Here is a 17,661-nt window from a genome sequence, read left to right as displayed (position 1 = left end):
ATCGAACAGAATTAGCGTTATCGGCAGGTCTCAGATGTCATTACACTTCTGGGAAGCCCTTTCCTGCTAATCCTCACTTCGTGAGTTTCTTGACGATTTGAATTTTTGTGATTATGAGACAGCCTCTTGAATCCCGGACCAAACGTATCTGGGATTTTAATCCCAGACGGGAACAAGGTTCACAGCCATCCGAACCGGGTAATAATAGCCGAGACTAATATTCCCGGAGACCTCAATGAGACTCCTCATCACTATCATATTTTGCTTGACCATCCCGACTACAGTCTTCGCATCACTCACCAGCCAGCTCTACACCGGCGATGCAGTTACAGTGCCTGCCGGCAGGGTTCAAGCGCAGTCATACTATAATTCCAGCTTTGGCGGGCCACAGCGCGTAGCCGGAGGCTCTTTCACATTCGGCGCGACAAAGAGTCTAGACGCAAAGATGGGTTACGGATATCTGTGGAACAATGTCGGGCCGGATGTGCGCCTTGGACCAAATCTAGGTGTGAAGTGGCGCTTTGTCGGAGATGGACTGCGCGAGCCGTCAGTGGCTATCTCATCGCTTTATGCGATTAACGAGGGTGTGGGCGGCAAGTCGCACAAGAACGATTTCGGGTCTCTGTTTATCGTTCAGTATCCGGTGATGCCTGTGATCTTGCTGGCTAATCTCGGGCACGTGTGGGTCGGCGACGACAACGCTTCAGACCTCAGGTATATCTCATTCGCGGCGGGCAGAATCTTCTCCACGCACAAACTTGCCGCGCTGGAGTATTCCCAGTTGACCCGACTCGACAGGCCGTCTGCCCTCAATACTAACCAGTTGACTGCTGCCTTTGTCTATTCTCCCAAAGAATCGTTGAACTATAGCGCCCAGATAGGCTATCTCTGGCCGAATCGAAACACACATTTCAATCTGACTCTCGGAGTCAGCCTGTATTTATAAGGAATGCTTCGCGGGCGAATGCCCCGAAGCCCAGAGCACAATCAGCCCTTGATTCCTATAGACGAATAACCATCTGTCGCCTCAAATTCAATTTCGCAATCCGGGTCGATATCCGCAAGCTGGGCGAATTTCTCGACAGGGTAGGGGAACGGCCCACTGGTCGGGATTTTGTCTACCCAGTTTGATCGGAACTGCGGGTCCTGCATGCGGCAACTGTTCTTGTGATTGCAATAGCCTTTGTGGCTGATCATCCGGTTCCAGATTGTCTCCACACTTTCGTCCCGGGCGTTGCCGAATGCAAGAGGCGTGAAGTCGCACGGAGTCATCTCGCCGTAGGCGGTCATATAGAACTGGCACCATCCGGCGTAGCATCCGACACCTGTCGGCCCGTTTACATGAGCCTGCGTGATCACCTGCGGAAGAGGATGCCCTTCGTTGTATTCATTTTCGATCCGGCAGAGCTGATCCTTATCCTCATCTGTTAGAAGATGTTTCCTGTCTTCATGAAGCAGCCTGCCTGTGGGGACCACATCAAAGATCGTGATCTCGTCGAACCCATATCTCTTTGTCATCTCTATCAGTTCGACCACCTGGCCGTTTCTAAGGCGTTCGGGGGTCGCATATGTAGAGATTCCGGTAAGGATTCCTGCATTCTTTGCGCGAGTCAGACCCGCTATAGCCTTATCGAAACATCCCGGCACGCGCCGCATCTCGTCATGCTGGCTCGCATCAGGCGAATCGATTGAGACATGTATGAACCAAAGTCCGGCGTCAACCAGCCTCTTGACATTTTCATCGCTCAACAGCAGTCCATTGGAGAATATCCCGACCACAGCCTCGTTTTTGTCCACCCAATCGATCAGTTCAAATATGTCGGGTCGAAGCAGCGGCTCTCCGCCTGTGAAGATTATAGTCACGGCTCCCAACTGCTCGGATTCACGCACGATCCTCTTCCAGTCCTGCGTCGTCATCTCAGGCTCGTGCTCACGTTTGTGGCGCGCGGCGCTGCAGTGAATACAGTTTGCCTGGCATCTGGTGGTGACCTGAAGAGTGCATACGGTGGGCTGTGGGTGCCCGCTTATTTCGAGTGAGAGACGGCTGCCAAGCAGTTTCATCGAAGCATTTGTCGGCACCGGCGGTTGATATGACGTGTAGACAAGAGTCCCATTTTCGCGCACCACTAGAGGCTTGCCGCGGTTTCTTATTGCTTTTTGAACACCTTCGACCGCTTCTTTTGCTTTAGGAAGCTTGCCCATCGGACCAGTTGCCCAAGCCGAGAATGTCCCGTCGTGAGTAAGTTCGGTCTTCATACCCAGCAGTTCAATCTCTCTGCTGCCTTTGAGGACACCTGCCGATGCAACTGCCTTAATCAACTTGCTGTCTTTGAGATGCGGCCCAACCACACGGGCGATAGGACCTGAAAAAAGCATGGGATTACCGGGTTTGACTTTAAGTAGTGAAAAATGTTCTGTATGCAACGGTCTTCCTCCATCCGGAAGTCGATGTTGATAACTACCCGGGAATCTTACCCCGGTCAAGGCTCATCTAAACAGCCAGAACATAATTAACGGTTTGTTGTCAGATTTATTTCGCCCAGTTTTCCCATTGCTCGCGTATTTTGGTCGCTGCCTGGGACTCAGCGACTAGAGTAAGCTTGTCGCCTGCTTCGAGTATTGTATCCCCACGTGGGAGTATGGCCTTGCCTGCCCGCTCGACTGACACAATCAGCGCATCCTTTGAAACACCCAGATCAGCCACGCATCTTTCGCGCCAGGGTGAGTTTCTGTCGAGCGTGAGAGCTAAGGGCATGATGCCGGGCGATTCTACATCGACTGAAAACGCCGCCGAATGCTCGTTTTTCTCTCGTCTGCGCAAATTCGCTGCATATGCTTCTATTATGTCGCTCCTGCGCAGGATTCCAATCAGTTTGTCAGGGTCAGAGCGATCCACCACAGGCAGCCTGCCTACATTGCCGATCCCGAACTGCTTTATAGCTTCATGCAGACTCTGATCTGGCCGGACGGTGCGCGCTGGGCTTGTTGCGACATCGCGCACGGTGAGGCTGTTGATCTGATCTTCAGACATTGCCCCGATATCTTTAAGCGTTACGATTCCCCAGAGCCTGTCATCACTCATAGTCACCGGGAATCCATGATGGCCGCTGTCGGCAAATTTCTTTATAAGCTCGCCTAGCGGCATGTTGACGTCGACTGTCTCGAAGTCACTTGTCATAGCCCGACGAACCGTAATGTTGTCCAGTCGGTCCATTGCGCGTGATTTAGTCAGGTCTATGCCGCGCTGCAGGAGTTTGAGTGTGTATATATCACCTTTACAAACTCGTTCGCATATGATGGTGCTTACGACGACCGCCGCCATAAGCGGCAGCATAACATTGTAGTCGTTAGTCATTTCAAATATGATCAGGATCGCGGTCATCGGCGCCCTCACTGCTCCCGCAAAGAACGCTCCCATCGCCACAAGCGCATATGCTCCCGGTCCGGCTGTTATATGCGGAAAGATTGAGTTTACAATATGGCCGAATGTATAGCCCATCGCGCAGCCAATGAACAGCGATGGAGCAAATGTCCCGCCCGACCCGCCTGAGCCTAATGTAAGCGAGGTCGCGATCATCTTGCAGATGATTAGTGCCGCCATAACGATCAAGGAGGCTTTTCCCGCGAGCGCCCAGGTCATTGTGTCATATCCGCCCGCCAGCACTCTCGGCATCCATATTCCCATCACGCCGACCAGCGCTCCTCCGATCATGGGCTTTATCGGCCACCATATGCGCAGCTTCTTGAAGAGAGCTTCAGCGCCATGAAACATCTTTATGAAAAGCACTGCTGCAAAAGCGCACAACACTCCCATCAGAACATACAGCAGCAGCTCCCAAGCGCTTTTCAATGAATATTTGGGTGCTATGAACGCGGGGCTATTGCCGAGAAATGCATGCGAGACCGTCGCGGAGGCAACTGTTGCAAGCACCACTGCTCCAAAAGATCGTGTATTAAACGTGCGCAGTATAATTTCCAGAGCAAACAATGCGCCGCCAATCGGAGCATTAAATGCCGATGCTATTGCTCCTGCCGATCCGCATGCCACCAGCAGCCTGATCTTATCGTCGTCCAGCCTGAGTATTTGTCCGATAGATGAACCCAGGCAAGCTCCGATTTGCGCCATCGGTCCTTCCCGGCCTGCAGACCCGCCTGATCCTATAGTAATTGCGGACGTAACGATCTTAGTGACTGCAAACCTCGCGCGGATCTTTCCGCCGTTTTCGGCCACCGCAGCCATAATTTCCGGCAGGCCGTCTCCACCTTTGCCGGCAGCAAAATAATGTACCAGCAGTCCGCAGACAGCTCCGCCGAGTGTTGTGGAGATGACGATCCATAGCGGTCCGACTGCAGGCATCAGGCTATGCGACCCGCCCATGAACAGCCGCTTTGACCATTCGATCATATGGACGTACAATACTGCTCCCAATCCGGAGCCTGCTCCCACCAGCAGCGCCAGTGCTATCAGCCCTGTGGTTTGAGATATCTGGAAATAGTCACGTATTTTCTCGGTGATGGAGTATGGGCTTTCCGAATGGGAGCTCTGGATTTCTTCTCCATTGGATTGCTGATTCAATTTCATAAAGAATTTGCTTTCTGGGTGATATTTGGCAGGGTGGAACCCTTCAGGCGTCTGGGACACATACAGCCCCGTGAGGTTTGTGATCGGGATAATATGCATCGGCTTGTCGCCTGTATACCATTTTCAGTATAGACTTTTGTGTCTTGGAAGGTCAAGGGTGGAATAGCAGGGCAAACGCATCTTAATTTTGTGTTTGGCAAAATGGTGCCTTTGCGACTAAAGTCACTGCTGTAAACTCACAAAGTCGGCCTCCGCCGACTGAAATCTTAGTGTCCGAAGGGACACTTCGTGTTTTTCTTAGCCGCGGTTTTAACCGCAGAGGCCAAAACAAGGTGAATAGCATTTTGATGCGTTTGCCCTGGGTGGAATAGTAGAATGGTGGAATATGTTGGACCGGAGAATCTTTCCCCGGTCCCACGTCTGCCGGAACCCTTCCGGCAATCAGCCTTTCTTAATGAACCGCCCTACCTGCTCACCATATGTCTGCTTCATTTTGCCCAGAATGTCCTCAGCGCTTGCTCTGCCTTTGGTCATGGCTGCTTCAAAGCGCTGCCTTATCTCTTCATTAGTGAGCTTCCGGCCAGTCCTGTAATAATAAGCCGCAGCGTCGCCAATTGCCCATGTCCCGGCAAAGGCAATGGCCGCTTTCGGGACAATCCCCCCACCCAGAGGGATCATTCCGACAAGCTCCCGTGCAATGGACCTCCATCCGAAAGCAGCGCCCAACACGGTCATCAGTTCAGGCATCTGCTCTTTATAGCCCAGCTTTTTGTCGTACGCAGCCGCCAGCCTGAAGACCATTCGGAACTGATTGGCCGTCAGGACAGCCAGATCACCCACCGACTCGGCGACAGACGCCAGCGGCTGCAGAGGATTTGGAATCACATTTCCCAAGGAAGTGGATATGACGAATATTGCGTTTTCCACGCTCACATTTTGTATCACCTGCACACTTACCTCAGGCCGAAATGCGGGGAATGCTCTTGCAAGGGGCAGGTGAGCATATTTGAGATAGGGCGCGCGCAGTATATCCATTATTACAGGTTCAAGATCGCTTCCATTGGCAAACTCGAATATTCTTTCCTGTTTGATCGCAGGAAATGCCTCTGGGCTGCCAATCCATTTAAGGACTATATCGCACTTCTGCAGTAAATCATTTGCCGCCGGGTCGCTCGGCTCTGGAATCAGCAGCAGCGCATCACCTGCTCTGTCATAAGCTGCCATATCATCTTTAAGCAGATATGCGGCTGCATCCTGAACCACGCTTTGTGAGCAGATGATCCCCAGCTTTACTGCAATGCCGGCCTCCCTGCCCACATTTCCCGGGTTAAGCTGCTTGAACGCTTTCCATATCTGCGATATTAACCGCGCGCTGACGCCTTTTCCTGCCATCTAGCTAAACCGCCGCCCTGTAATCGGCTACTTCTTCTTCTATTGTGACGCCTTCCGAGCTGTCATCTATACGGATCTCCAGCAGTGCTCGTTCCACGCCCATGGCCTTGACTGCTGTATGGGCATTCTTGATAACGTTCAGTATATCCTCCAAATCCCCTTCGACTGTCGTGGCCATTGCGTCGACTTCATACTTAAGACCCGACTTCTCCACTTCTCGCACTGCCGCATCTATAAACGGCTTCAATTCATCCTCGCCCAATGGTGTAATGCTGAACTCGGCGACTACCATTATACCAGCCTCCCAAAATAGGTAATTGCTACCGGCAGAGGTGCTTTAACCTCCGCCCCTGTTAGCGTACCCTGATAGCGCGAAATACAAAACGGGATCAGAGATAGGGGAATACCGCTTCAACAATTATTGCGGCAGGTACACGGTTGTAGACTTCAAGATGGGGTTTTATTGCCAGAGTTTCCGGAGTGGGTCTGGGTTCAATTATTCTGCGCACAGTAAATCCGCGCGCTCCCAGAGCGTTTACATAGCGTGAAAGGGTGCGATGCTTAACTTTTTTCTGGCCGCTCCTGAGGCTAGCTGCCAGTTCGGACGGCCACCAGGTCTCGGTATAATAATTATCTACGGCTTCATAAAGCTGCCTGCCGTCCGGGTCATTGATCCAGCACGCGTCGGGCATATTGAAGCACGGGTGCAGCACTGAAAATATGAACCTGCCTCCCAGCTTGACCAGTCTGGCAAGCTCCGCCACTGTTCCGGCAAGGTCGTGAGTCATCATCAGGCCCATATTGCAGACCACATCGTCAAATGTGCTGTCTTCGATAACGGACAGATCAGTCGGTTCCGCTACCGCGTATCTTATCTCATCATCTTCGCGGTCGTTGATCTCACCTGCTATTCCGATGAGTCTTTCGGAGCTGTCAACAGCGGTCACATCCGCTCCAAGCGATGCCAGTCTCCTTGAAAGGTAACCCGCACCGCAAAACAGGTCCAATATCTGTTTGCCGTTGGCCGGCCCGATGGCGTCAAGCATCGCGGGCGCGACGATATCGCGTTGAACATCACCGCCCAGTTCTCCTACATATGAGGCGATATCTTTGGCAATTTCTTCGTATGTGACTTCTTGGCTCATTTAGAGGATACTCTCACTCCCTCGCTATTGACGTTATTATATTCCATTTTGTTCCGCCAATATCCTCTCAAATAAAGCATGGAAGTGGAAGTTCAGGAATCGGGGGTGTCGCTGATAACAAGCTGATCGCTCAGTCCCAGTAGATCAAGTATTCTCCTGACCTGCGGGCTGCATTTGCGAAACCACAGCCTTCTGCCGCATTGCGCGAAGTCTCTTCTGAGGCCCAGGACATATTTCAGAGTTTCGCTGTCAATAAATGTCACTTCTTCACAATCAATTATATATTTATCGATTGCCTCATCCTTCAGATTTCTAATGGTCTGTATAAGGTGAGGAGTTGTAGCGAAATCCAATTCACCTTGCGCATAGATGACAACCTGATCACCTTCGTGCGCATTCCACAATGTAAGTCCCTTTATGGCGTCCATGCTCACGACCCTTCGTTGATGCGTTGAGTTTATTGCCGACTTACTATTGCTCTACTGCTTGTTTAGTGCGTCCGGAGAATCATTCCCCGGACGCATAAAATATCGAGACTAAATAACAGCAAACCCGAAAATGCAAGGTGTTGGTTATGATATCCCGATAATTGCTATTTGTCAACCCCTTTAATATAGTAAATTCCGTAAATAATTGAATATTTAGCGCTAGTGAAGAGTTTTATGCTATTCTTTGCTGTCGAGAAATGCCTGAGCAACGACTTCTTTGGGAAGTGGCTTTGTAAATGCGCTTACAATTGGCACAATAATAAATGGGAGTATGATCGCCAGCGCGCCTGCCATCGGCACGAAGTCCTTGCCCTTGATTACATACAACCCGACCGATATTGCAAACCCTGCTATCAGACCACTGAATGCTCCGGCTCGTGTTGTTTTCCTCCAGTACAAACCATAAACATAAGGAGCGGCGAACGAACCTGCCAGCACACCCCACGAGATTACCATCAAATTGACGATAGTGGTCGGTTTTTTGAGCGCGATAAACAGCGAGGCTGCCACAAACACTCCGCACAATACTCGCATCCATGTCATGACAGCGCGCTTTGAAGCACTCGGGTTAATGATTCCACTGTAGATGTCCATTGCTATTGCTGAGCTGGATACCAGCACCAGAGATGAAAGCGACGACATCGAAGCTGAAAACACAAGCACCAAAATCACAAGAAAGATCGATGGGGGAGTGTGATTTATCATAAACGCCGGAATCAACTGATCGAGCTGCTTGCTCGCTACGATCTGTGCCATCTCGCTGTCGTGTCCGACAAACAGGTGAGTCAACGCGCCGGTGTAATAAGCTCCAAACGACATCAAAATAGAAAAGATCGTGCATACGATCATCGCGCTCTTTATATATTCTTTGCTCTTGATCGAGTAGAACTTCTGCACCATCTGAGGCATTCCCCATGGTCCGAAACTGGTCACTATAACCAGCGAGAGCAGCGTTAGCCATCCTGGAAACCCTGTAGACCTGGGCAGCAGCGCGGGTGAGTTTTCCGGCCTAAGCAGTTGATGGGTTGCGCTTCCGAACCCTCCGACCTGTGATGCCAGGAAGTATACCATTATGATGACACCAAAGAGTTCGACAATTCCTCTGATGAGATCGGTGACGGTGAGCGCAAAATACCCGCCCATAATCAGATAAACGCCGGTGAGCGCGGCCAGGAAGCCCAGCGCGTATTCATATGGTATATGCAGTACTTTCTCGAAGAGATAACTCAGCCCGGTGTAGACCGATGCCGAATACGGCACCAGGAATAGGAATATAATCAAAGCGGCAATGACCTTCAGCGCCGGGCAAGCGAACCTTGCCGACAGAAAGTCGGGCATGGTCATGGAGTTTAGCCGGGCAGTCATCGTTCGTGTTTTGGAAGCCAGTATCCACCATGCAAGCAGACTGCCGATTATCGAGTTTCCGATCACAATCCACATTGTGTGGATGCCGAAACCCCATCCGAGGCTCCCCGCATAACCGATAAAGAGCACGGCTGAGAAATATGACGTTCCGTAAGCGAAGGCCGACATCCATGGTCCGATCGACCTTCCGCCCAGGAAGAAGTCACCTACGCTTTTTGTCTTGCGCATTGCCCAGAAACCGATGCCGAGCATGACGAGAACATATATTACAACAATAGCAATTCCGATATGACCCACTCTCTTGCCTCCTCGCAATATGCAACGCATTGCACAGTTTTCACTCAGAATATCACAACTGCAGAGCTGGTGCAACATTTTGCTTTCTTGCTCTATGTTTGGGTAAATGGTATAATCCCGGCGGCTGGTCTGCTGCCGTCGGCAGCCCAAAGACTTGGAGGATTTGTAAAATGAGTAGACTGAAAGCATACTTCTGGCCGATTGTAATTGTTATCGTAATGCTTCTCCTTATATTCGGAGGAGCGCTGGTCGGTATGTATACGGATTGGCTCTGGTTCAAAGACCTGGGGTTCGGTGATGTATTCACCAAGATATTAGGCACCAAAGCCTTGCTTGGTGTCGTGATGGGTCTGCTCTTCTTTACCATAATATATGGCAACCTCTGGTATGCCCGTCGTATAGCGCCGCCGCCGTCACCTATGGGTCTGGAGCAGCAGCTTATGGAAAGATTGGGTAGACTTGCCCGCCGCGGTATCGGGCTGGTGATCTTTCTTGGGAGCATTGTTTTATCGGTGCTGGTTGGGCTTGAGGCCGCCACGCACTGGGAGCAGTGGCTCAAATACATCCATGCGAGCCCATTCGGCGTCAATGACCCTCAGTTTAGTTTGGATATCGGTTTCTATGTCTTCAAGCTGCCTTTCTACAATTATATATATAACTGGCTCTTCGTTGCGCTTGTCATATCCACAATAGCCGCCATAGCGCTGCATTATGCCGATGAAGCCATCGAGGTTGTCGGCAACGGTGTGCAGTTCTCGCCCGGCGTTAAGGCGCATATCGGAGTATTGATCGCGCTGATGTTCTTCTTAAAGGCTTGGGGCTACCGATTGGGCATGTATCAGCTTGTTCTCGGCAGGGGAAGCATTTATGACGGCGCCGGATATGCCGATGTGCACGCAAGGATTCCTGCGCTGTGGATATTGCTGGTCACCGCGATAATAGGCGGGCTGCTGGTTTTGTATAATATTCGCAAGCGTGGTCTGGGGTTCGCCGCGATCGGTTTCGGGCTGGTTATCGGCGTTTCGTTACTTGTCGGCAGCATATATCCTGAAGTGCTGGAACGGCTGGTCGTGAAGCCGAATCAGCTCGAAAAAGAAATGCCATATATCGAGCGCGCGATCAAGGCAACGCAGGTCGCTTATGGACTTGACCAAATCGCAGCAAGGCCGTTTGCGGCGGACACTTCTCTTACGGCGGCGCAGATCGAGGCCAACGATACCACAATTCAGAACATCCGTCTCTGGGACCAGGACCATCTCCAGAGCGCATATAATCAGATCCAGACTCTTCAGCAGTATTATCATTTCCAGGATGTCGATGTGGACCGCTACTGGCTTACCGATAAGAATACGGGCCAGAAACGCTATAGGCAGGTATGGCTCTCCGCGAGAGAACTCGATCAGGACACGCTGCCGGTCAACTCTCAGACATGGATCAATTTGCACCTGCAATATACTCACGGCTACGGCTTTTGTATGAGCCCGGTCAACGAAGTCAGCAGCGAGGGCTTGCCGAATTTCTTTGTCTACGACATTCCGCCCAAGACCACTGTCGACATTCCGTTGGATAAGGTCGGTGTGTATTTTGGTGAAATGACCAACAATTACGTCTTTGTGGACACCAGCGCAAAGGAGTTCGATTATCCCAAAGGCGCCGGAACCAAAGAGGTTTCCTACGAGGGTGATGGCGGAGTCGGCATAGGAGGTTTCTTCCGTAAGATTCTTTTTGCGCTGCGTTTCCAGGACTTGAACATCCTGCTTAACCAGAACTTGAAGTCGGATAGCAAAATCCTGTTCAAGAGGGATGTCAAAGACCGCGTCAGTTCGATATATTCGTTCCTGCAGTTTGATGGAGACCCATACCTGGTGACTGTAAAGGGCAGACTATACTGGATGTGGGACGGCTATACGACTACCGACGCCTATCCGTACTCTCAACACTCACCTTCGGACACGATGGACTTCAATTATATCAGAAACTCTGTGAAGGTGGTCGTGGACGCATACACGGGTAGAGTTAATGCATATGTAATCGATAAGCCGCTTGACGACCCGATCATCAAGACCTATCGCGCGATGTTCCCGTCCGCGTTCAAGCCGATCTCGAAGATGCCTGCCGAGCTGCGCGAGCATATTCGTTACCCAGAGGACCTCTTCCGCATTCAGACGGATGTCTATGAGCGCTATCATCAGACTGACCCGACAGTCTTTTACAATAACAGCGATTCCTGGGAGATTGCCAGTCAGGCCGATCTTACCGGCACCAGTGATAATGAATCCAGTCCGATGGAGCCTTATTATGTAATAATGAAGCTTCCGAACGGCAAGAGCGAGGAGTTTATATTGATGACTCCGTTCATCCGAGCGGGCAAATTCAACATGGTCGCATGGATGTGTGCCAAATGCGACGCCGAGGATTATGGCCGTCTTGTGCTCTATCAGTTCCCGAGGGACAAGAACGTATACGGCCCGCAGCAGGTGGCAGCTCGTGCGCGCCAGGATACCGTGATATCGCAACAGATCAGCCTGTGGAACCGCGAAGGCTCACAGGTCAGCAGTGGAAACATGCTCGTAGTGCCTATCGAGACGTCGCTGATGTATGTGATGCCGGTGTATTTAGAATCCACCACAACAAAGATACCTGAGCTTAAGCGGGTGATAGTCGCTCTCGGCAACAGAGTCTCCATGCAGCCGACTCTTGCCGAAGCACTGACGGACATAGTCGGCGAGCAGATCACCCAGCCTACACCTGCCGCAAAGCCGATATCGACAGGCAAACATGCAGCGGGTAAGCCTTCGCCACAGGTTCCGGGAGCAGCCGCAAATGAAGAGGTGAAGCGCCTGATCGATCAGGCCGTCTCGCAGTACGGCGCTGCCCAGGATGCACAGAGACGTGGAGACTGGAGCGAATATGGCAATCAGGTCAAAGCTCTGGAGAAGACTCTTAACGAGCTGAAGGCTAAGTCGAAATAATAGTATAAGTTGCGAGTTATGAGTGTTGGGTTGTGAGTTGAGATAGGCCTTCTCCCTCTCCTGGGGGAGAGGGTTGGGGTGAGGGCGCAACTGATTTAGTAATTGATATTTTATATTGATTATTTGAATGGTGTTTCAATCTCAGTCTTGATCGTCCGTGGGATTCCCGGAAGTGTTTATTAATTCCAGTTTCCCCAGATAAAGCTGCAAGCTGTGGAATCAGATGACGTCTTTGTTCGGGCGCGATATCCGATCGCGACCGAAAAAGAATCCCGCAATTTCAGATTGCGGAAACTGACTGCCGTTCTTTATGCCTCCAGGTATCTTACCTGGAGGCAATACTTATGAGGGTGATAAAAGAGAGTTGCCGTCCCACTCATGGTTGGGGTCTGGGTAAAATGTTAGGCCACCATAACCATAGCTATCATCAATAATCCCAGTTCCAGATGTGTGAAATGCAACCAGCCACCCACCTGGTACCTTAGCTCTCGCTACTGTGTCAGCACAAAAGGCAACTCCATTAGATTCAAGGTCTTCCCAATTTAATGCGGCCATAGTTATTCTCCTTTCATTTTAGACTTAGTGGCACCCGTATTATGATAATTGCATATGTGGTCATTGTATTGTTATGCATGCACTTTTAGAAACCCTCTGTCAGTGTTGAGTGATCATTTCTGGGGTGGGATTTTCGAATCCCACCCCTATTTCCTATTGATTGAATCGTTTCGTTCACATTCATTCTAGAACAACATCTAACTCGACCTCGCGCTCCCCACTTTACATGATTGACCATTATGCACATAAATGCTAAGCTGAGCTATAAATTCAATCAGAACATGGTTGGGGGCTTAATTGATGAAGAGGTTAAGTATTCTGATTGCAGCCATAGCTGCGTTGGGTGTGTTTGCTATATCATCGGTGAGTATTGCCCAGGACGAAGGACCGATGTATAAGCTGCCCAAAGGCGTGCAGACACGATGGGCGAGTATGGAGAACCCCGACGGCAAGAAGGGCGAGGGCGGCAAGACCAAATTCGGACGCAAGGGCTATGCATGTATCGGGATCGAGCCGAATCAGACTGTAGTTATGGCTCATGCCCAAAATACAAGCGGCACGGTGCGCCGGATATGGATCACAATGACCGAAAGAAGCCCCGAACGGCTGAGAGGCCTTGTGCTTCGCATGTACTGGGATGGGGAGAGCAAACCCGCTGTGGAAGTTCCTCTGGGTGATTTCTTCTGCCAGCCGCTCGGCCAGCCGGTGGTATTTGAAAATGCCTGGTTCGATAATCCCGAGGGACGTTCGTTCAACTGCCGCATTCCGATGCCTTTCAAGAAGGGCTTCAAAATAACCGTAACCAATGAATCGATTAGAGTGCCCGGAGACTTCTTCTATGATGTCGATTACACCCTCGGTGACAAGCACGGCTCCGACACGGGCTATTTCCATGCGCACTTTAGTCACGAGAACCCTACCACGCAACGCAAAGACTTTGAGATTCTGCCTAAAGTGACCGGCAAGGGTCGTTTCCTCGGCTGCTGCGTAGGGGTGAATGTGAACACGAAAGACAATGGCGAAATGTGGTGGGGCGAAGGTGAGTTCAAAGCGTATATCGATGGCGATACGGATAATCCTACTCTGTGCGGCACCGGCACCGAGGATTATATTTCGACCGGATATGGCATGGGGCTGTATTCTCACCTCTGGCACGGCTGCACAATAGCCGATTTCGATAAAGGCAAGTATGCGTTTTATCGATTGCACGGCCCAGATCCTATCTACTTCGACAAGGATTTTCGCGCGACCATGCAGCAGATAGGCTGCTACAGTAAGGCGGATATGATCGGGCATTTGGAAACCCATCCGGATGTCAATTTCCTTGCGACCGGAGACGGCAAGACCAAACTTACTCCTGAAAATGCATTAGCAGGCCCTGATTTTGCTGCATTCGAGCGTGTTGACGATTGGTGCGCGACCGCATACTTCTACCTGAACAGCCCGACAGACAATCTCCCCGCCATAGAGCCTTATGAGAAGCGAATAGCAGGGCTGGTCTCAGATTCCAAGTAGACCATCAATGAAATCGTGGAGGCAGAGTTAATGAACAGAATCGCTGCAGTCATTTTATTGGGAGTGTTGGCGCTTTCGTCAGCTTGTACTGCTCAGGATGAAGAGCCGATGTATAAATTGCCCACAGGTGTCCGGACACGATGGGCGAGTATGGAGAACCAGGACGGCAATAAGGGTGAGGGCGGCAGAGAAAAGTTCGGTCGCAAAGGTATGGCGTGCTGCGGCTTTCTGCCGGGGTGGAGCCGAGTGCTCGCGCATGCCGAAAATTCAAGCGGTACTGTGCGCCGGATATGGATCACTATAAGTGATCGAAACCCCGAGCAGTTAAGGGGGCTTGTCATCCGTATGTATTGGGATGGAGCCGAAAAACCCGCAGTAGAAGCTCCTTTGGGTGACTTTTTCTGTCAGCCGCTCGGTCAGCCGGTAGCGTTTGAAAACGCCTGGTTCGATAGTCCCGAAGGCCGCTCGTTCAATTGCCGCATCCCGATGCCTTTCAAAAAGGGTTTCAAGATAACCGTAGCCAACGAATCGAATAAACCGGCGGGGGATTTCTATTACGATGTCGATTATACCATCGGTGACAAGCACGGTGGCGATACTGGCTATTTTCACGCACACTTTAATCATGAGAATCCCACCACATTGCGTCGAGATTTTGAGATTCTACCGAAAGTGACCGGAAAGGGACGTTTCCTTGGTTCCTGCATAGGCGTGAATGTCAACAGAAAAGACAACGCATGGGCGTGGTGGGGCGAAGGAGAGTTCAAGGCATATATAGATGGCGATACCGATAATCCCACACTGTGCGGCACCGGAACGGAGGACTATGCCTCCAGCGGATATGGTATGGGGGTATACTCTCACCTCTGGCACGGCTGCACTATATCAGACCTCGGCAAGAGCCAGTATGCGTTCTATAGAATGCACGGCCCCGACCCGATCTATTTCGATAAGGATATCCGTGTGACAATCCAGCAGATAGGCTACTATTATAAGGAAAGGATGATCGGGCATCTGGCAACCCATCCGGATGTCACGCTGCTCGCGACCGGAGACGGCAAGACCAAATTGACCCCGGAGATCGTGAAAGCCGGCCAGGAAAACGGCACCTTTGAGCGCAGCGACGATTGGTGTGCGACCGCCTATTTTTATCTGAACAGCCCGGTAGATGACATTCCTGCCGTAGAGCCTTATGAGAAGCGGATAGTCGGGCTGATATCGGATTCCAAATAACTCCGTATTTACGCCTAATGCGAATTTGACTGAGTGTGAACAGCACACTTCTTAGTCGGCGAAGGCCGACTTTGTGTTGTTGCAGCCGTGACTTCAGTCGCAGGGCGGTTGAAACCGCTGCCACAACTACACAAAGTCCCCCTACGGGGACTCAAGCTACAGTCCTGATCTCCTGCACCGGACGCAAATATCATGGACACACCTGCCGGAATCTTGTGCTTTCTACTCTACGATCATGTTAGGGTCTCCAAGTATCTGACGCTTTATCTCGTTTATTGATATCCTGATCGTCCGAGGGATTCCTGCCTCGGACGCATTTTTATGGCCATTCTTGCCCTGAATCTCCACGTTTTCTTATTCCTCGGGTGGTTTACGTGTCCTCGCTCCGCTCTTCTGTCGCAATTTCTTCAAACGAACATCTGTTCGGTACGCATCTACACATCATTTGGGCTTACCAAGGTCCTTTTGCGAAAAAATGTCCAACAATTTTCTTACAAGCCCTTGACAAACATCATGTCTGCTGGTAAACTCTCACTATCTGATCGGTTGGCAACTTCATGGAATATTGATGGGGCATACAACCTTTTAATGTGCGGATTCTGGTTATTGATTGGTGATTTGTTGGAAACCAGCTAGAGTCGCATTGGAGACTAAGCATGTTCGGTGGGTCATATACTCACTCTCTGGACACGGCGGGCAGGTTCGTAATGCCCAAGAAGTTTCGTTATGAGCTCGGCGAAGAGTTCATCATAACGAAAGGTTTGGGGTGCCTGTGCGTTTTTCCGCTTGAGTGGAAGACTCAGCTTGAAGAGCAGCTTAACAGCTTCGGCGGGCCTCTCGAACTGCTCCTGAACCCGCATGTCACCCGGCTACATCGCCATTTCTTTGGTGAGATGGTCACAGCCGGTGCGGACAGCCAGTTCAGGGTCCAGCTTACACCTGAGCACCGCCGTTATGCGGGCATCACTGATGATGTGGTTGTCTATGGCCGAGGGAAATGCGTAGAGCTATGGTCTCCACAGGAACTTGAGAAATATCAGAATGAAAACGACAGCGTAGCTGATTTGATATCCTCCGGCGCGGCGCTTTTAGGAGCGACCGGCAATATGGGGGCAGGAGCGCAGGATGCCGGAGTATCACAAACCGGTCCTGGTTAATGAGATCATATCGCTGCTCGACCCACGGGAGGGCGGCGTTTTTCTTGATGCGACTCTGGGTGGAGGCGGCCACTCGGCGGCGATCCTTGAAAAGATTGGCAGGACAGGCACTCTAGTAGGGATCGACCGCGACCCGGAAGCACTTGAGTATTCCGGTGAGCGCCTCAAAGACTATGGCGAAAGCGTCAAGCTGGTGCGCGGTAATTTTCGCGATATCGGCTCCATTCTCGATTCACTGGGAATTCGAGAGTTGGACGGCGCGCTTTTCGACCTGGGAGTCTCCTCGCATCAGCTTGATTCGCAGAGGGGCTTTACGTTTTCCAGAGATGAAGAGTTGGACATGAGAATGTCCAAGCTGGAGGATACTCCAACCGCGGCTGACATTGTCAACTCTTATAACGAGGTCAATCTTGCCGATCTGATCTGGCGATATGGCGAGGAGCGGTATTCAAGGCGTATAGCAAAGGCTATAGTTGCCAGGCGCCAAAAGGAACCGATCATCAGGACCGCCGAGCTTGCGGATATAGTGACCGCGGCGATTCCTGCAAAATACAGATGGCAGCAGGACATACATCCGGCGACCCGCACGTTTCAGGCGATCAGGATAGTCGTCAATCACGAGCTGGAGTCTGTAGAGCAGGGTGTTCCTGCAGCGATAGAGGCTTTGAAAATTGGTGGGCGTGTGGGCGTTATATCGTTCCACAGCCTTGAAGATAGGATTGTTAAGAACACCTTCCGGCGTTACTCCGGGCATTGCACTTGCCCTCCGAGACTTCCGGGATGTGTATGCGGCGCAAAAGAGATTCTTAAGGTCATTACAAGAAAACCGATAACTCCGAGCGCCGACGAGATAAAGGAGAACCCACGCAGCCGCAGCTCAAGATTGCGGGTGGGGGAGCGAATCGCGATATGACAGCATGCTATTTGGCCTGTTGTCATATCACAAAATGAGGGACTGGG

Annotated in this window: 14 protein-coding genes; 6 read left to right on the top strand and 8 right to left on the bottom strand. The window is 51.1% G+C overall.

What is annotated here, in order from left to right; genetic code table 11:
* The first annotated feature begins 235 nt into the window (after positions 1-235).
* Complete coding sequence (locus ABFD83_03200; GenBank protein ID MEN6356073.1) at positions 236-946, top strand: hypothetical protein; 711 nt, start codon at positions 236-238, stop codon at positions 944-946.
* A gap of 41 nt (positions 947-987) precedes the next feature.
* Here ABFD83_03200 and ABFD83_03195 read toward each other — a convergent pair whose 3' ends face one another.
* The 7 genes from ABFD83_03195 to ABFD83_03165 form a co-directional block, all read right to left on the bottom strand.
* Positions 988-2,424 (bottom strand): radical SAM protein, encoded by a 1,437-nt coding sequence (locus ABFD83_03195; protein ID MEN6356072.1) that lies wholly within the window; start codon positions 2,422-2,424, stop codon positions 988-990.
* A gap of 106 nt (positions 2,425-2,530) precedes the next feature.
* Complete coding sequence (locus tag ABFD83_03190) at positions 2,531-4,681, bottom strand: chloride channel protein (protein MEN6356071.1); 2,151 nt, start codon at positions 4,679-4,681, stop codon at positions 2,531-2,533.
* Between the two features lie 342 nt (positions 4,682-5,023).
* Positions 5,024-5,974: a hypothetical protein gene (locus tag ABFD83_03185; protein ID MEN6356070.1), complete on the bottom strand. Its 951-nt coding sequence runs from the start codon at positions 5,972-5,974 to the stop codon at positions 5,024-5,026.
* Between the two features lie 4 nt (positions 5,975-5,978).
* Positions 5,979-6,266: an MTH1187 family thiamine-binding protein gene (locus ABFD83_03180; protein ID MEN6356069.1), complete on the bottom strand. Its 288-nt coding sequence runs from the start codon at positions 6,264-6,266 to the stop codon at positions 5,979-5,981.
* A 97-nt stretch (positions 6,267-6,363) separates the two neighbouring features.
* Complete coding sequence (locus ABFD83_03175) at positions 6,364-7,119, bottom strand: methyltransferase domain-containing protein (protein MEN6356068.1); 756 nt, start codon at positions 7,117-7,119, stop codon at positions 6,364-6,366.
* 92 nt (positions 7,120-7,211) lie between these two features.
* Positions 7,212-7,547: an STAS domain-containing protein gene (locus tag ABFD83_03170; GenBank protein MEN6356067.1), complete on the bottom strand. Its 336-nt coding sequence runs from the start codon at positions 7,545-7,547 to the stop codon at positions 7,212-7,214.
* A 237-nt stretch (positions 7,548-7,784) separates the two neighbouring features.
* Positions 7,785-9,269, bottom strand: coding sequence for a sodium/solute symporter (locus ABFD83_03165; protein MEN6356066.1), 1,485 nt, complete (start codon positions 9,267-9,269; stop codon positions 7,785-7,787).
* A 170-nt stretch (positions 9,270-9,439) separates the two neighbouring features.
* Here ABFD83_03165 and ABFD83_03160 point away from each other — a divergent pair, with 170 nt between their 5' ends.
* On the top strand, positions 9,440-12,241 hold the full coding sequence (locus ABFD83_03160) for a UPF0182 family protein (GenBank protein ID MEN6356065.1): 2,802 nt from the start codon (positions 9,440-9,442) through the stop codon (positions 12,239-12,241).
* A 342-nt stretch (positions 12,242-12,583) separates the two neighbouring features.
* Here ABFD83_03160 and ABFD83_03155 read toward each other — a convergent pair whose 3' ends face one another.
* Positions 12,584-12,796 (bottom strand): hypothetical protein, encoded by a 213-nt coding sequence (locus tag ABFD83_03155; protein MEN6356064.1) that lies wholly within the window; start codon positions 12,794-12,796, stop codon positions 12,584-12,586.
* Positions 12,797-13,096: 300 nt separating this feature from the next.
* Here ABFD83_03155 and ABFD83_03150 point away from each other — a divergent pair, with 300 nt between their 5' ends.
* The 4 genes from ABFD83_03150 to rsmH all read left to right on the top strand — a co-directional run bounded on the left by ABFD83_03150 (position 13,097) and on the right by rsmH (position 17,614).
* On the top strand, positions 13,097-14,311 hold the full coding sequence (locus tag ABFD83_03150; protein ID MEN6356063.1) for a glycoside hydrolase family 172 protein: 1,215 nt from the start codon (positions 13,097-13,099) through the stop codon (positions 14,309-14,311).
* Between the two features lie 30 nt (positions 14,312-14,341).
* Positions 14,342-15,544, top strand: a complete 1,203-nt coding sequence (locus ABFD83_03145; protein MEN6356062.1) for a glycoside hydrolase family 172 protein — start codon at positions 14,342-14,344, stop codon at positions 15,542-15,544.
* Between the two features lie 656 nt (positions 15,545-16,200).
* Positions 16,201-16,701, top strand: a complete 501-nt coding sequence (locus ABFD83_03140) for a division/cell wall cluster transcriptional repressor MraZ (protein MEN6356061.1) — start codon at positions 16,201-16,203, stop codon at positions 16,699-16,701.
* On the top strand, positions 16,670-17,614 hold the full coding sequence (rsmH, locus tag ABFD83_03135; GenBank protein ID MEN6356060.1) for a 16S rRNA (cytosine(1402)-N(4))-methyltransferase RsmH: 945 nt from the start codon (positions 16,670-16,672) through the stop codon (positions 17,612-17,614). The genes ABFD83_03140 and rsmH overlap by 32 nt, the downstream gene beginning before the upstream one ends.
* The last annotated feature ends 47 nt before the right edge of the window (positions 17,615-17,661 follow it).

This window comes from Armatimonadota bacterium (assembly GCA_039679645.1).
Lineage (GTDB): Bacteria > Armatimonadota > UBA5829 > UBA5829 > UBA5829 > UBA5829.
This window is presented reverse-complemented; position numbering and strand designations above follow the sequence as displayed.

Coding starts and splice junctions, on each gene's coding strand:
- ABFD83_03200 (MEN6356073.1), top strand. CDS start 236: ATGAGACTCCTCATCACTATCATATTTTGCTTGACCATCCCGACTACA.
- ABFD83_03190 (MEN6356071.1), bottom strand. CDS start 4,681: ATGCATATTATCCCGATCACAAACCTCACGGGGCTGTATGTGTCCCAG.
- ABFD83_03185 (MEN6356070.1), bottom strand. CDS start 5,974: ATGGCAGGAAAAGGCGTCAGCGCGCGGTTAATATCGCAGATATGGAAA.
- ABFD83_03180 (MEN6356069.1), bottom strand. CDS start 6,266: ATGGTAGTCGCCGAGTTCAGCATTACACCATTGGGCGAGGATGAATTG.
- ABFD83_03175 (MEN6356068.1), bottom strand. CDS start 7,119: ATGAGCCAAGAAGTCACATACGAAGAAATTGCCAAAGATATCGCCTCA.
- ABFD83_03170 (MEN6356067.1), bottom strand. CDS start 7,547: ATGGACGCCATAAAGGGACTTACATTGTGGAATGCGCACGAAGGTGAT.
- ABFD83_03160 (MEN6356065.1), top strand. CDS start 9,440: ATGAGTAGACTGAAAGCATACTTCTGGCCGATTGTAATTGTTATCGTA.
- ABFD83_03155 (MEN6356064.1), bottom strand. CDS start 12,796: ATGGCCGCATTAAATTGGGAAGACCTTGAATCTAATGGAGTTGCCTTT.
- ABFD83_03150 (MEN6356063.1), top strand. CDS start 13,097: ATGAAGAGGTTAAGTATTCTGATTGCAGCCATAGCTGCGTTGGGTGTG.
- ABFD83_03145 (MEN6356062.1), top strand. CDS start 14,342: ATGAACAGAATCGCTGCAGTCATTTTATTGGGAGTGTTGGCGCTTTCG.
- ABFD83_03140 (MEN6356061.1), top strand. CDS start 16,201: ATGTTCGGTGGGTCATATACTCACTCTCTGGACACGGCGGGCAGGTTC.
- rsmH (MEN6356060.1), top strand. CDS start 16,670: ATGCCGGAGTATCACAAACCGGTCCTGGTTAATGAGATCATATCGCTG.